The sequence below is a fragment of the Bacillus sp. AFS012607 genome (assembly GCF_002558005.1).
Lineage (GTDB): Bacteria > Bacillota > Bacilli > Bacillales > Bacillaceae_G > Bacillus_A > Bacillus_A thuringiensis_S.
In genome coordinates this window covers 1-14,293 of record NZ_NTVM01000010.1, presented here as the reverse complement: position 1 = coordinate 14,293, position 14,293 = coordinate 1, and the positions used below count along the sequence as shown (strand labels likewise).

Here is a 14,293-nt window from a genome sequence, read left to right as displayed (position 1 = left end):
CTTTACGTAGGTTGTCACATTAGCGAAAAGTATTGTGAAGTTCGTTATCCATTCTCTCAAATTCATTAGATACCGAATGAATATTATCAACCGCTTGTTGAAAGGCAGCGGAAAATTGTTTCGTCAAGTCTAACATTTGTTGATTCGCTTCTTGTGCTTTGAAGTTAACAGATAATGTTGTACGCGTCGCCTTTGTTATAGAACGAGTTGTTACACTTTGAATCCTATCAGAGGCTGATTCCATTTTCGTAGCAATTTGCGTTGCTGTTTGTAAATTACTTTGAAATTGTCCCATTCTTTCAAACCCTTTCTATAAGTTTTCCAAACGCATCAAAGAAATCTCATAAAATATATATCCCTATCAATATCACTCGCTCTAGGCATGCAATCAAATGAGCCATACAATATAAGCTGTATGGCTCATTTGAAATGCTTGTTATATAGATTATGACAATTTTTATTTCAAACCGAAATTACGTGATAATTCTTCATCATGAGAAGCAACAGCTTCTGCAGTTTTATTCAGCTGCATATTAATTTCTTGTAATAGCTGTGCAAAGTTTTGTACTTTTGGCTTTAATTCATTGAACTGTTGATCAAAACCTTCGAAAGCACGACCTTCCCATTCTCCTCTTAATTCATTTTGCAAGTTTTGTAGTTGACTTAAAATGTCCTCAATTTGATTTGCACCTTGTCCATATCGAGCCGCTTTTGATTTAAGCTCCTCTGGTGACATACGAATTTGTCCAGCCATTTTCATTTCCCCTTTAATACATAATAAGCAAAATATATTTTGGTTAATTTTACTAAATAGATTATAATGTATTATTTTGAACTTTTAAACACTTTATCTTTCTATTGAATATTAGAATATTAATATTCTACTTTTTCTTGCTTTACAAGATTTTATGCAAAAAAGACCACCAAAAGGCAGTCCCTCAAAACTCAATCCCATCCCTGAACTGACCCCATAAAGTTAGACAGGTCGTTTCATTAGGCAGCCTTTAGGGCATGAGTTCGATATTGTACCGGACTCATGCCTTTTAGTTTTGCCTTAATTCTTTTGTGATTATAATAATCGATATATTTTTCAAATTCTTGTTTAAAGTGTTCTATGCTTTCAAAATCTTTTAGATAAAGAAATTCAGTTTTCATAATACCAAAGAAACTTTCAATAACCGCATTATCGTAACAGTTCCCTTTACGAGATATACTTTGCGTAATCTTGCGTTCCTTTAGGGCGTGACGATACTTCTTCATTTGATAATGCCAGCCTTGATCAGAGTGAATAAGGAGTTCGTCTTCTTCTGTCAATTGTTGAAAAGACTTCTCCAACATCTTCGATACAAGTGAATAGGTTGGTCTTGAATCAATTGTATAAGCGATTATCTCTCCATTAAATAGATCTAACATCGGTGATAAGTAGAGCTTCTCGCCACATAATTTAAATTCTGTTATGTCTGTAACCCATTTTTCGTTCGGCTTTTCAGCTTTAAAATTACGTTCTAAAATATTTGGCGCAATCTTACCTACTTGTCCTTTATACGAGCGATATTTTTTCATACGAACTAGACTCTTTAAACCTAACTCTTTCATAATTCGTTGAACTTTTTTATGGTTGATTTTGTGTCCTTGGTTCATTAACTCATCGCGAATACGGCGATATCCATAACGACCTTGGTGTTCATCGTAAATGTTTTGAATTAAGGATCTTTAGCTCTTTATCTTTATCTGGTCGATTAGAATTCTGTATCCAGTAATAATATGTACTTCGTGGGAGTTCTGCTAATTTTAAAAGTGCCTGCACCGGAAATGCTTTCCTTAGTTCATAGATTACTTGCGCCTTATCTTGTTTGGTGATTTTTCCTTGTTTTGAACTAAGGCATTCAACTTTTTTAAATAAGCATTCTCCATACGCAAACGCTCCAATTCAGCTTGTAATGTTTCTACTGACTCTTCTGTTTGTGTTTGTTTCTTAATTGATTTTTGATTGTCCTTAGTCATAGATTGACGCCCCTTTTTCTTCGATTTAAGGGCGTCTACTCCTTTTTGATGTAGCTGAATACGCCATTTTCTAATAAGTCCAGGTGAAGAAATATTAAAAATGACTGCCGTTTCGTTTGGAGACGTCCCATTTTCGAACATATAATTTAGTACGTCTAGTTTATACTGTGCAGAATACGTTGTATAGCCTTTTTCAAAGGCCAGGATTCCATGATATTCAAATTGTTTTATCCACATGCGAACCACTTCGTGATTCGCTCCCAATGATTTCGCAATATCTTTTATACTCTCACTTCCATCTTGATAATGTATTACTGCATTCATTTTGTCTTCTGAAGTAAATTTAGTCATAAAAAAACTACACCTCCAATTGTTAGACTGTGTCTAACAATTGGGGTGCAGTTTTTTTATTGTTTCTTGCAAGTAAATTATTTATATTCCTGTCTATATAATTTAAACGAATAAATAGCTCCAATAAAAAATACAAAAGCTTCAAATAATATAAAGATTTGACGGAAATTCTCAATATCTTTACCAACTAAAGAAATAAATATAGCATTCATTAGAATTTGAGTAGTAAACATACGAGAAGTAATTTTTAAATAAATAGCATTTGTGCTTTCATCTGGTTTACCAATTTTTTTGTAAATAATAATAAGTGCAATTACTGAACCCAAAAATAGAAGTGCTGTAATTCCTACAACGATATTGAAATTGCCTGTACTTTCTAACATCCATTTATTTAATAGATCAATCATTATTATCTTCCTTTCCTACATAAGAGAATATTTCGTCCTTCTTTTTCACTATAATAAAAAAAGAAAAAGGAAAACATCGAACTTTCTTACAAACATTCGTGTATTCTTACAGTTTTGTCATTTTGTAAATGTATTCATCGCCTTGCCTTTCACTATTTTCTTTGGAAAACATAGTGAATTACGAGAAAGAGCGCTACAAGATCAACTTCCAAGGAGTAGTGCACTAAAACTCTTAATTAATGCAATTAGTTTGTTTTAAAGTAGTAAGTGGACAATACTTCTTAGTTGTAGAAAGTATCGAGATCCCTGTGCCAATTCCAGCGTTTGCTGCAGCTCTATTAATTGGTTTAGGAATAATCCTGCTTTGTTCTTAATTTAAGGAACTCCAAACAGCCCTACCTTTCAATTGATAAACCCTCAAGTGTATGAATGCTTGGAGGTTTCTTATAAAAAAAAGACGCCATAAGGCGCCCCCACAATTGGGTAGATAAGACTTTAGTTTTCCAATCTAAAGAAGTTTTGTATCAGCTCTTTGAGAGCATATCATAATATTCGGTTCATTTATTATGTATTTTTACATACCTATAAAAATCCCTCTATTTTCCACTTAATAAAATGAATTACCAATATTAATAAGATTCAAATAAACTTTTCTACAAATTCAAAACATTTACAAAATAAGAAAAGTGATATATTTAAGGTGCAAGTTATAAAAAATATTAAGGGGGATTTATTATGTTCAAGAAATTAGTAGTTGGAGCATTAGCAACTGGTATTAGCTTAATTGTTAGTGCATTTGGAACACCGTTTAATAATAGGATGCAGGTGTTAGCCATGTTACATAGTAAATTCGTTGAAGATTCGGTTCTGGTGCAAAAATGTTAGTTGAAAACATAGAATAGCAATTTTCTCTTCATTTCTATCTTATGAAGCTAAGCCAAACCATTTAGGAATAAATTCTTTCTGATTTTGGACAGACTTATCCGGTAAAACAAGTTGCCCGTTTTTTATCATATGCATAGATTCGACACCACTCAATATAGAGATTGCTGTTTTAGATGACTTGAATCTCTACAGGATAGGCAGGGTTCTTCTCTACTGTTATCACACGAGGTTTAGAAACATGCGAAAAAGCCAAGGCTTTCTTGAAAAAGCGCTTGACTGCTGGTTTATCTCTTGATTTACTTAGATAAAAATCAATTGTATTACCCTCTGAATCAACTGCACAATATAACTATATCCATTGACCTTTTACTTTTCTTTCAACTTAGGTCTTATATCTTTCTGTAACGTTTGTGAGGGATTTAAGTGTCAATTCTTTGTACGATAAATTTCAATGTTAAAATCCGCTTTTTTCTTTTTTCTTTTTTCTTTTTTCTTTTCTTCAGACCCTCTTATTGATTCTTCTAAACACTTCAATAATACGTCTTCACTTTTGCATCGAATAGCTTCATAAATTTTAGGTCCAATGTTCTCAGGCAATTGCCTAACTGCAACATAGAATCCACTAAACAACATTTCTAATTCACTTGCTGTAAACTCATACTTCTTTAACTCGCCTTCCGATTTGCGTACAGATTCATTCACCAGAGCATTCTGTGTTATATCTAACAAACATATTAAATAATCGTATAAACTTGCATTTTCTTATATATATTCAATAACTTGCAAACGTTCATTAGGAAATCTTCTCAACGCTTCCATTTTTATCTGTCTATAACTCGGAGTGTGCTCATGAATATCTGTTAAAAACTCTTCAGTGCTCATAACTCTTCCCCCTACATACTCATGTTATATATTTTAACATGTATAACTCGTCAGAAATAGAAACATTTATTTAGAATGCTAACGGATAACCATTTTTAATTTAATCCCATAGATGAGGTCTTTTTAAACCTAAAGCCCTCATATCTCTTAATAATTGCCCTGTATGTACGGCTTCATGATACGCCATTCTCATTAACATATCTCCAAGGTTTCTAGTATATCCTACATCTGAGCGATCTATTTTTATATTTTCAAGATCTTCCTCATTTAATCCCATTATAAAATCTAAGAAATTTTTTCGATAAGGTTTTGCAAAATCAACCTCATCTTGAATGGTTGTAAAATCGCGTGTATTGAAAGGATTTGGTTCATCATCGCTATAGGGCAAACTTTTTCTAGTCTTTAAAATTTCAAGATATAAATATTCAGCTTCTAAAACATGCCGTACTTGTTCTAATATAGTCATTGAAGATGAATCAACCCTATGAAATAAAACCTCACTGGGAATAGAACTCCATAAATTTAAACTTCTCCGGCGTACTTCATTAGAATTCATAATTATTAGTTCAATTTTGTTCATAAAATAACTCCCTTTACACTTAACTAATTACAATGCTGTATCATTTTGAATCTTATCTAATCTTTTTCTATCAAATAAACCAAGACTTACACCTACGATTGATGATACTATCGCGAAAGCACCTGCAACTAAGAAGATTGACAAAACATTTATTGACTCAGCCAAAAAGCCAGCTATCATAGCACTAAAAGGTAAAGCTAAAAATGCTACCATTCTAGTAGAACTGATAACTCTTCCGAGCAACTTGCTAGGTACAGTCTCTTGTCGCAATGTAAACCAATTAATAGCTAATAAAGTAACTGATCCTTTAATAAAAATTTGACAGAATACTAAAATTACTAAGCTGAATTGAGAGAAGTACAGGAGCATCTGGGCAAGTCCTATAACAATCCCTGAATAAATAATAACATTTCCTCTTGGAATATGTTTAAATTTACTTGCAAAATAAACAGCCAAAATTGGTCCAATTGCCTGTAATGAAAAAATTAATCCAATATTTATAGGACTCAAGCCTAGATAATCTTTCAAGTAATACATAAAAAGAGATTCTACAGCTCCAAATCCTATATTAATACCAAAAATAACTAGAGAACCAACTAAGATAATTTTCGTTCCAAAGACATATCTTAGTCCTTCAACAATAGGTTTTACTAATTCAGGGCGTTTCTTCTCTTCTTCAGCAAAATCTCTAAATTTTAAAAATAAAAATATTGTTCCTGATAAAAAGAAGGCCACACTTGTTATTAATAAAACATTCGAATTCCCAAAAAGCGCTATTGCAATCCCCGCTACGGCGGGTCCCAAGAATGTGATAATCGTTTCGCTTAGTCTAAAGAATGAGTTACCTTGAATAAGATCCTCTTTAGATAAGATTTCAGGAACTGCAGATTCAAAACTAGGATGATGAAAAGCTGCTAAAGCAGATAAGGTAAAAGCGGCAATATATATAACTATTATGCTGTTATAACCACTTAAAAAAAGTATAGGAACTACGAGTACAAAAAGCGCTGAAGCATAGTCTCCTATTATCATTATCTTCTTTTTAGACATTTGGTCTGCTAATGCCCCACCTATTAAACTAAAAATAACTTGGGCTCCAAGCTCTAATGCTAGTACGAAGGCCATTTTACTTGGAGAATGGGTTAAATCATAAACAATTAATGGAATTGCTATAGTGAAGAACCACATTCCTAATTTACTTATTGTCATCCCAGAAAAAAGTATTACATAATTCTTATTTAAAAAAACTTTAGGTAGCATATCAAATCACTTCACTTCACTTTTAACTTCACTTCACTTTTAACTACTTGACCACAGAGAGGACAATCTAACATTTTTTCCCACGAAGAAACAGTATTAGTTTCTAGGGTTAAAAAGTCCACTTCCATAACTTTCCCTAAAGAAATAGGTTGTGCAATCTGCGTTAAAATTTTTAATGCTTCATTAACAATTGTTCCAGCTACAATAGCTACGTTTGGACTTATAGCAGCATTGTTTCTAGTAAACTCCATGTTATTCATAGCTTCTAATTGCTCGTCTTGTTTATCGTTTAATTGTCTTGCATAATTAATGTGACATTGTACACAACCTGTCTTAGAAGGAATCATAGAAAAGAATCTACCACGAGTATTTAATACTCCACCATAAACCATTGGCAGATTACATTTAACCACACCTTCGTTTACCCAGTTTGCAATATGTAATGTTGGCTTATCTGCAACACATATCACAAGCTCAGTTCCTTCAATATGTTCAATCACATCTTGAGGTGACTCTATTTTCTTATTTATAATTTGAAGATCCACATTAGGGTTGAATTGGGATATTCGCTTTTTAGCCATTTCAACCTTACTATTCCCTATATCTGATTCCGAATAAAGCAACTGTCTATTAAAATTACTTAATTCAATATTATCAAAGTCCAGAGCTTTTATATTATGAAATCCTAATGCTGCCAAATGATACAGTACTTGTGTTCCAAGTCCTCCTACACCAAGAAGTGCAATAGGCGTTTCTAAAATCTTTTCTTGAATTTTATATTTATCTTCTCCGAATTTCGTGAATAGTGAAAAATAATTTATATTCGCTTTATATCTTTCTAAGATGTAATCATTGAGTTCTGGTACAATTGAATTATCTTCTAAATAACCTTCATTTCCTAAAACTTTTATAGCCTCAATAATTTCATTTGAACTAATATTAGGAAATTCTTTTTGTACTTCTTGAACGATGTTTGGAATGTTTCTCTGGCCATCTAATTTATTTATTAGAAATGAGATGCTACCAGTAGGGTCTGGAATTATACCTGCTAAACCTTCTTCTTCACCAATTTGAATTTCTTTATTTAGGAAAAAATAAGGGATAGTTTCTTTAAATTTTGGTTTCATTTTATAACATCTCCTTAATTAATTGATTAATTAAAAAATTAAGAAGAACCGGAAATCCGGTTCTTCTTAATGACTTAACCTGGTACATTAGTAAGTGCATTAGCAGCAACTACTTTTTTAGAAGCTTTTTTTACTTTAACGATCATATGTAATCACCTCCTACATTTGATAAATCTAGCATAACACACAAAAAAGAGAAATTACATAATAGTCTGATAGTTTCGGGTTGAGAAACTTTTTTTTGAAAATTATAGAAATAACTATTTTTAGTAGTTTATTCACCTGTAAAAAATCAATCCATAAGCAAGTTTAAGTCTTGATAGGTTAAGTTTCCATTTGAATGTAATAATTTCCCCTGTTTAAAGGTGCTGCTTATCTTATCAAGGTTTGTTAGAATATTCCTAAAAGCTGAAGATCCAAGACTCACTCTCTCAATTTTTAATGTCTTTATGTTTTGCATGGAATTTAAGTTTTCACTTTGAAGCAAATTTATAGGTAACTCTATATTTTCTCTAAGTACTTTTATTGTCTCAATATCCTTAACTCCAGGAATAAAAATACAATCTGCTCCGGATTTTTTATATTCTTCTGCACGAACGATTACATCCTTAATACGATCTTTTAAATCGCCAATATCTAGCCAAAAACTATCAATTCTTGCATTTATGAAAAGATGAGGCGAATAAGCTTTAATAAAGTCTAAAATGACCTTTTGCTCATTAATTTCTCTTAAATACGTACCTCTCCCATCCTCTATATTTATACCTACCACTTCAAATTTTTCTAACTCATTTAATATTTTTCGTAAATCAAAAATATTAGCGGCATATCCTCCTTCAATATCAGCTGAAACAGGAAGTTTGGTATTTTTCGAGATATTACTAATGGAATTTAACATTAACTCTAAAGGAATCTTCTCGCCATCTGGATAACCTAAGGTTGCTGCGATACCAGCACTAGTAGTCCCAATCGCTTGAAAATCGTTTCTCTCAAAAATCTTAGCACTTGATGCATCCCATGCATTTGGAAGCATTAATGGATTGTTTTGATCATGTAACGTTCGAAATAACTTAATTTTCTCTTTAAATTCCAATTTAAACACCCTTTAGTAAATTATTTTTTTAGTTTTACACTTGACTTTTTTTGCACCTACTAGTTATGTTGTTTTACATAACGGATTAAATTAGATCTTGCAGAAAGGATAGGTGTGAGTATATGAAAATTGCGATAGTAGGTTTAGGACCAAGAGGTATATCAGTATTTGAAAGAATAGTCTCTAATATTTTATCTGAATTAAAATCAGAATCTTATGAAATTTCCTTGGTTGATCCACATCCTCCAGGTGGAGCTGTATGGAGAACAGACCAGTCACCTCAACTTTTAATGAATACAGTGGCTTCGCAAATAACTTTATTTACTGATGATAGCGTCCAGTGTCGGGGTCCTATCGTTAATGGGCCTAGTCTATTAGAATGGGCAAATGAATTAAGGGATAAAATTGACACTTTGGATATGCCCACCGTTATTACAGAAGAAATTTATTCCTTAGAACCTAACTCTTACCCTACAAGAGCTCTATACGGCTATTATCTTAAAGATTCATTTAATACTATTCTTGAAGAATTACCCTCAAATATTAAGATTAACTTAATTCAAGACACATTAATTAATCTCTATCCGAACAATGAAGATTATACTTTATTTCTTAATAAGTCTTTAACACCAATTAAAGCTGAAAAGGTTATCTTTACAACTGGGCACTCAGATCAGAAATTAACTTCAGCTGAAGAACATTTCTTTGAGTTTGCTAATAGTAACAACCTAAATTACTTCCCACCATCCAATCCAGCAGATGTTAATTTAGATTCAATAGAACCTAAAACTCCCGTAATAATAAGGGGATTAGGCCTTAATTTTTTTGATTACATGTCACTTTTAACAAGTGGGAGAGATGGAAAGTTTGAAGAAATTAATGACAAATTAAATTACATTCCCTCTGGTAAAGAACCTTTATTAATTGCAGGTTCTAGGCGAGGCTTACCTTATCACTCTAGGGGACAAAATCAAAAAGGTTCTTCAGAAAGACATATCCCACTATTTCTAAAAAATGAAGTTATCGAGCAGTTAAAACATAAAAATAACCTAAGCTTTAAAAAAGAGATATGGCCTTTCGTAAAATTGGAAGTTGAAAGTATCTATTATACAACTTTAATTCGCAATCTCTATGGAATAGAAAAATCTTGTCAGTTCCTTTACGAGTTTGTTAATTGTGCCATAGAATACCATAAGGATCTTTTAATCAACTTTGGAGTAAAATCAGAACTATTTTTTGATTGGCACAAAATTAGTTGTCCTTATGGTGATAAAAAATTTAATTCAATAACAGACTTTCATAATTGGTTAGATACTTACTTACATAATGATATTAACGAAGCAAACCTGGGTAATAAAAACAGTCCACTAAAAGCCGCATTAGATGTTTTAAGGGATATCCGAAACGAAATAAGAATACTTGTTGATCATGGAGGAATAAATGCTGAATCTTATAAAGAAGAGTTACGCAATTGGTATACACCTTTAAACGCATTTCTTTCAATTGGCCCTCCTGTTCAAAGAATCAAAGAATTGAGGGCATTAATAAGAGCCGGAATTTTAGTTTTAGTTGGACCTGAAGCAACTGTAGCTACTTCACCTATAAATAAAGATTTTAAAATTAGCTCTAACCGTGTTAAGGATTCGATATTTCATGCAAAGAACCTAATTGATGCTAGACTACCCTCAGTTAATATAAATCAAAGTAAAAATATTTTAATCTCAAATATGTTAAAAGCAGGTCTAGCCTCAGAATTTAAGATTGCAACGAACAATAATTATATTTTTGAAAGTGGAGGTTTAGCAGTGACTCCCCCCCCAAATAGATTAATAGATAAAAACGGTAAAGTTAATCCTAATTTATACTCCTTTGGAATTCCAACAGAAGGCGTTCATTGGGTAACTGCTGCGGGAGCGCGACCAGGGGTTAATTCTGTAACACTCCTTGAATCCGATTCAATTGCAAGAGATGTTCTAGGCTGCAATATTACAATTAATAATGTGTATAAGCAGACCATTAGCTGAGGAATTATTCCTCAGCTAATGGTCTTAAATTGGTTTTATGTATAACTCAACCACTTGTTATAAACATCATCAACAAACTTTTCACTCAACCCTGTGTATGATTCTGGATTAGTAAGGGAATTTATCTCTTCATCGCTAAAATACTTCTTAATTTCATTGTCTTCTAATAAAATATCTTTTAAATCTTTGTCTTCTTCAAAAGCTCTCATTGTTAATTCGTACAATAAATCATGGGCAGTAGTTCTACCAATTATCTTCCCCAATTCTAACATTACGTTCTCAGATACTATTAAACCTTTGGTAAGAAAAAGATTCTTTTTCATTTGTTCTTCATTTACTATTAAGTTTGTTAAGACATTTTTAAGTTGTTCTAATGCGCCGCTTAAAGTTATGCAAATTTCCGAAATATAAGACCATTCAGATTGCCAAAATGTAACATCTCTTTCGTGTTTCTGAATCATACTGTCAATAGCTAAAGTTGATTTTCTATTGACTATTTTAGTTAATCCCACAATATAAGAGCAAGTCATAGGATTTCTTTTATGCGGCATAGTGCTACTTCCTACTTTACCAGAATGGTACCCCTCTTCTACTTCTCTAATCTCTGTTCCTTGAAGGCTTATTATTTCTTCTGCAACTTTAGCTGTAGTTGCTCCAATCATATTTAAAATCATGCTAAATTCTGCAAATCGGTCTCTAGACGTGTGCCAAGATACTAAGGGTTCAATTAGGTTTAAATTTTTTACATACTCTTTTCTAACAGCTAACCCTTGCGCTCCTAATGAAGCTAAAGTACCAACTGCACCTCCCAGTTGCCCCACTAAATATCGGTCTGCACCTTGTTGTAACCTTTCTAAGTGACGACCAAGTTCATCTGACCATATAGATATCTTATATCCAAAAGTAATCGGTAAGGCATGCTGACCTAACGTTCTGCCTGGCATTACTGTTGACTTATATTGCTGGCTTAATCTCAAACATATCTTTAATATTTCTTGAGTTTGATTATAAATAAGTTCATGAGCACCTTTAATTTGCAGGGTAAGTCCCGTGTCAATTATATCTTGTGTTGTTGCTCCCCAATGAATGTACTTACGTGATTCTTCATCACATAAACTCTCGAACTCATGTAGGAATGCTACAAAGGGGTGTCCAGTTTTTTTCATTCCTTCTCTAATCTTATTAAAATCAAGTTTATTTTGGTCAGCTGCATTTGCAATATTAGTCGCTGCATTTTGAGGTATAATACCTAATTTAGCTTCAGCTTTTGCTAAGGCAACTTCTGAATTAAGCCACAATTGTATTAAATTCTCGTCTGAAAAATTTGTTCTCATTTGTTTTGTACCAAACTGGTCCTTAAAGATTTCAGAATCAATTGGTGTCGAATTCATTAGTATCACCTTTCTTTTTCATTAATTTAAGATAAAATATCTACTATTGATATTAGCATATTAATGTAAGTAATTTGTCTTAAAATTGATTTTATATATTTTTGAAACCTAAAATGAAAAGGAATACGGGAACAAAAGAACAAAAAAACACAACAGATAAAAGATTCTTTTCGTAACAAACGAAGGGATCTTTTATCTGTTGTAAGAACCGTGGGTTCCCAAGAATCCTTCACCTATCATTTATTCATTTCCTGTTCCCAATTATCAACTTAAATATCCGCTACTCCCTGTTCCAATGGCTACACATCTCCTTTTGTTACTGTAGCTTGTTCATATAACGTGTTTAACGATGTTATTCCCCATAAAGAAAAAGATAATCCACTTAAAATTGTAATCTCGATGACAGTTTTCCCCTTACCTTATATAACGTAGAAAGCTGAAAAAGTACTTGTTATATTGTTATTATTCCTTCATACTCGTCTCTACATAGTCTAAATTCAATTCATTAAATTCTTCTAATGTATCTAACGCTCTAACGTATTCTATGGGGGTATTTCTTTCTTTGTTGGATAATAGCTTGTTGTATTTTCCCATCTGTTTGCAATTTTTCGACAGCAATGTCTCATACGATATGAAAAACTCTACTAGGGTGTCTTTTACCCAATATTCAAAAGGTTACATGTGTTTGCTGATTAAAAATTATTTCCTTATAAAGGATAGAATCACAATAATTATGCATATAATTCCGCCTAAAAGCTTGTCCTATTTCAGTGATTTTGTCTAAAAAATTTTGCGTATTTTTTTAACTGTGTTCCTTTAAAATTTCTCATTTCTCATGAGTCTGTTCAGTTTTTTAAAGTGTAACTTTGTTTAAAAAGCTTTGCAACAGAATTACTACCAGTAACACTCGTCATATAATTAATAATTTGTTGTATATATTCACTATTAATAATAGGCCATTGAATACCTAATAATTTTAGTGTTTTTTGAGTTTCAGTCGAATCAAGATTTATTGGTTTATAACAATTATCTTTTGGTTCTTCAAATGTCATGAGGTTTTGAATATCTTCCTGTTTCTTTTTATCTTTAGAAAGTTCTAAAATAAATTGTTGATACTCTGTTTCAGAAATTACTTTAATTGGATATCCCATTGAATTTAGTAATTTTACAAGTACATTTAAATTTAACGTAAGATGATTGTATATATGATTTACGCAATTTTTGCTATTTTCATGTATTTCATTTGAAGTTACAAACCCTGTGATAATTTTGCTGCAATAATCTACAGGTGTAAACTCAACTTCACTTGATAATAATACATCTGTCACGATACCATATTGTAATATAAATTTTAATTTGCTCATAAATGCATTTTCGGTGAAGTTATATTGATGTTGTCCATCGATATATCTATTTGTAAGATTTCCTACTCTATAAATAGTAGCATCTGTTCCCGTTAATATTGCCTTGAATATTTCATATTCCGCCAAAAATTTACTTTTCACATACACATTATCTTTGTAATTTTGTTTTACATAAAAATCGCTTTCTTTAAATATTGTTTCCGTTTCATTTAATGCAAATTGTCCGGCTACACCAGTTGTAGATATATGATGTAAATCCTTAGTATCACCAACAAATGCAAGAAGTTCTTTTACCGCCTGGACATTTGCTCTTTCAAATTCACTATACTCGCCAAAATGTTTTGTTAAAGCTGCAGCATGAATAACAGTTGATATTTGTTGATGAAGCTCCTTATATAATTCGTTTTCTAATCCCATATTTTGTTTAGCTAAATCACCTTGTACAATAAAGATACGTTGATTTACTAAAGATTGATAGCTTACAAATTTATTTTTAAAATAAAATTTTAACATGTGTAATAAACGATTATTTGCCTCTTGTTTATTTTCCCCACGAACTAAACAATATATCTTACATTCTGTAGTATCCAATAGTTGTTCTAGTAGGTGAATACCTAAGAATCCTGTAGCACCTGTTAAAAGTATTTTGCTATTATTACTAAATTCGTGTCTTTTTGTTTTCTTTAGCTTCTTTGGAGGAGTTGTCAATTTAATATCTAATGTATCTGAATGTGAATTTACTTTATATCCATATTGAATTTTTTTAGCTATATTATTAATTGTTTTTAATTCAAAGTAATCTTTAATAGTTACATTCCAACCTTCAGAAAATGTTTTTACTAAAGTACTCATAATTTTTAAAGAGTACCCACCTAGATCAAAAAAATTATCATTTATCCCAATGACAGAGGAGTCAATCCCTAAT

The 14,293-nt window shown here is 31.8% G+C and carries 12 protein-coding genes and 4 pseudogenes; 3 read left to right on the top strand and 13 right to left on the bottom strand.

Annotation, left to right across the window (positions count from 1 at the left end; translation table 11 throughout):
- Nucleotides 1-19 precede the first annotated feature (19 nt).
- The 5 genes and pseudogenes from CN409_RS10315 to CN409_RS10300 form a co-directional block, all read right to left on the bottom strand.
- A complete protein-coding gene (locus CN409_RS10315) occupies nucleotides 20-295 on the bottom strand; it encodes a TIGR04197 family type VII secretion effector (protein ID WP_000529661.1) in 276 nt (91 codons plus the stop codon).
- A 162-nt stretch (nucleotides 296-457) separates the two neighbouring features.
- Nucleotides 458-754, bottom strand: a complete 297-nt coding sequence (locus CN409_RS10310; RefSeq protein ID WP_000918588.1) for a WXG100 family type VII secretion target — start codon at nucleotides 752-754, stop codon at nucleotides 458-460.
- Nucleotides 755-865: 111 nt separating this feature from the next.
- A pseudogene (locus CN409_RS32650) lies at nucleotides 866-967 on the bottom strand (ornithine cyclodeaminase); the annotation flags it as partial.
- Nucleotides 968-993: 26 nt separating this feature from the next.
- Nucleotides 994-2,355 (bottom strand): annotated as a pseudogene (locus CN409_RS10305) (IS3 family transposase).
- Nucleotides 2,356-2,432: 77 nt separating this feature from the next.
- Entirely contained in the window at nucleotides 2,433-2,762 is a 330-nt protein-coding gene (locus CN409_RS10300; protein ID WP_000566275.1) for a hypothetical protein, read from the bottom strand.
- Between the two features lie 139 nt (nucleotides 2,763-2,901).
- On the opposite strand from CN409_RS10300, the pseudogene CN409_RS32800 reads away from it, so the two are divergent.
- Together CN409_RS32800 and CN409_RS31750 are read left to right on the top strand one after the other, a co-directional pair.
- Nucleotides 2,902-3,018, top strand: a pseudogene (locus CN409_RS32800) (transposase); the annotation flags it as partial.
- Nucleotides 3,019-3,497: 479 nt separating this feature from the next.
- Complete coding sequence (locus tag CN409_RS31750) at nucleotides 3,498-3,647, top strand: hypothetical protein (RefSeq protein ID WP_000473828.1); 150 nt, start codon at nucleotides 3,498-3,500, stop codon at nucleotides 3,645-3,647.
- Between the two features lie 39 nt (nucleotides 3,648-3,686).
- Here the strand turns inward: CN409_RS31750 and CN409_RS10290 are convergent.
- The 6 genes and pseudogenes from CN409_RS10290 to CN409_RS10265 all read right to left on the bottom strand — a co-directional run.
- Nucleotides 3,687-4,020 (bottom strand): annotated as a pseudogene (locus tag CN409_RS10290) (DDE-type integrase/transposase/recombinase); the annotation flags it as partial.
- A 53-nt stretch (nucleotides 4,021-4,073) separates the two neighbouring features.
- Entirely contained in the window at nucleotides 4,074-4,349 is a 276-nt protein-coding gene (locus tag CN409_RS10285; protein WP_086390453.1) for a hypothetical protein, read from the bottom strand.
- Nucleotides 4,350-4,629: 280 nt separating this feature from the next.
- Nucleotides 4,630-5,109: a DinB family protein gene (locus tag CN409_RS10280; protein ID WP_001033113.1), complete on the bottom strand. Its 480-nt coding sequence runs from the start codon at nucleotides 5,107-5,109 to the stop codon at nucleotides 4,630-4,632.
- 27 nt (nucleotides 5,110-5,136) lie between these two features.
- Nucleotides 5,137-6,369, bottom strand: coding sequence for an MFS transporter (locus CN409_RS10275; protein WP_000937089.1), 1,233 nt, complete (start codon nucleotides 6,367-6,369; stop codon nucleotides 5,137-5,139).
- An 11-nt stretch (nucleotides 6,370-6,380) separates the two neighbouring features.
- A complete protein-coding gene (locus tag CN409_RS10270; RefSeq protein ID WP_000802792.1) occupies nucleotides 6,381-7,496 on the bottom strand; it encodes a HesA/MoeB/ThiF family protein in 1,116 nt (371 codons plus the stop codon).
- A 292-nt stretch (nucleotides 7,497-7,788) separates the two neighbouring features.
- On the bottom strand, nucleotides 7,789-8,598 hold the full coding sequence (locus CN409_RS10265) for an isocitrate lyase/PEP mutase family protein (protein ID WP_223838112.1): 810 nt from the start codon (nucleotides 8,596-8,598) through the stop codon (nucleotides 7,789-7,791).
- 113 nt (nucleotides 8,599-8,711) lie between these two features.
- On the opposite strand from CN409_RS10265, the gene CN409_RS10260 reads away from it, so the two are divergent.
- The gene (locus CN409_RS10260) at nucleotides 8,712-10,613 is read left to right on the top strand and encodes an FAD/NAD(P)-binding protein (RefSeq protein WP_000684560.1); all 1,902 of its coding nucleotides are present in this window, start codon (nucleotides 8,712-8,714) and stop codon (nucleotides 10,611-10,613) included.
- 35 nt (nucleotides 10,614-10,648) lie between these two features.
- On the opposite strand, the gene purB is transcribed toward CN409_RS10260, so the two are convergent.
- Together purB and CN409_RS10250 are read right to left on the bottom strand one after the other, a co-directional pair.
- On the bottom strand, nucleotides 10,649-12,004 hold the full coding sequence (purB, locus tag CN409_RS10255; protein ID WP_001089379.1) for an adenylosuccinate lyase: 1,356 nt from the start codon (nucleotides 12,002-12,004) through the stop codon (nucleotides 10,649-10,651).
- An 845-nt stretch (nucleotides 12,005-12,849) separates the two neighbouring features.
- On the bottom strand, nucleotides 12,850-14,293 hold a 1,444-nt coding region (locus tag CN409_RS10250), incomplete at its 5' end, for an SDR family oxidoreductase (protein WP_240518630.1).